The organism is Bartonella sp. AP150HLJHH, assembly GCF_042196385.1.
Classification (GTDB): Bacteria; Pseudomonadota; Alphaproteobacteria; order Rhizobiales; family Rhizobiaceae; genus Bartonella.
Window position 1 is genome coordinate 1 of record NZ_JBHIQC010000100.1, and the last position, 1,094, is coordinate 1,094.

General features: G+C 44.8%; 1 protein-coding gene and 1 pseudogene. Both read right to left on the bottom strand.

The window, feature by feature from the left end; genetic code table 11:
* A partial coding sequence (locus tag ACFING_RS09860) for a portal protein (protein ID WP_375630787.1) occupies positions 1-756 on the bottom strand: 756 nt, incomplete at its 3' end.
* Positions 741-1,094: pseudogene (locus tag ACFING_RS09865) on the bottom strand (PBSX family phage terminase large subunit); the annotation flags it as partial. The gene ACFING_RS09860 and the pseudogene ACFING_RS09865, both read right to left, overlap by 16 nt.

Here is a 1,094-nt window from a genome sequence, read left to right on the forward strand (position 1 = left end):
TTCAACAAGCGTGACCATCCGACGACCGTTTTCAACATCAATGCTCCCTTCATCACTGTAATAATCAAGATCATTATGGTGAACACCTTCATGAGAGCTCCCATCCCTTGCCCAATCTGCACTCAGCTCTGTCCAATGAGATTTGGGAAACATCTGCTTAGCTACTTCTAACGGCTTGCGGTCTACATACCACAAACGTTGTGCATCGGTTAAATTCGGTTGCACTGCCGCACTATCCCAGACCATTTTTAAAGGATCTAAACGCGTAATGACCGGTTCACCATCGAGGCTGTTCTCATAATCAAGGCGGGTATCAGTCCACCCCATTCCACAAATGACAGCATCTTGGAAAGCATCACTATCTGCATATTCAGCATGTGCCATGTCGCGAAACCATTCTGCTGCTCCTGTAAGTAATTCACTTGGCAATGCCTTCCCTATTTGACGAGGAATGAATTGCACTTCTCGCTTATTGTTGCGTTCTGAACCCACAACAGCATTCACAAGCGGAGCAATACGATTAAAAGTCATAACGGGGCGGCGTTGCTTTTTTAACGCCGATAAATCTTCTTCATTCCATTGATCACCATTGTAAAAACCAAAATCCTCCCGCGCATGTTCACGCCATTTGTTCACATGCTCCACATCTTCTTTGTACCAACTCACAAGCTTACGAAACAAACCTTCATGAGAGAGATCAGATACATTGCTGTCTTTCTCTAAACGTTCATCATCATGCATCATTCTGCCATCCATGAGGTACTCTCATATTCCGTTCTGCCGCTATAAGCTGGTCGCTTTTGTATTTCTTTTGGTGGTTTGTATGAAATACACATCAGTCCAAAGGCATCTGCCCCATGACTGGACCAATCATGCTCTGCTCCCAAGCCAATATTACGCTTCTCATCCCATTTCTCGTGATACCAGTTCAGTGCCTTACGTCCTGCTACTGTCGTCTTCTCATTAAACCAAACAGAAGGCAAAACACGGCGGACTGTTTCTATACGTATCTTAACAGCCCCTGCTCCCTGATTAGGGATAACTTTTGTTTGAAAGCCTGCCTGTTTAAGAGCGCTCTCAAAACTCACATTGTG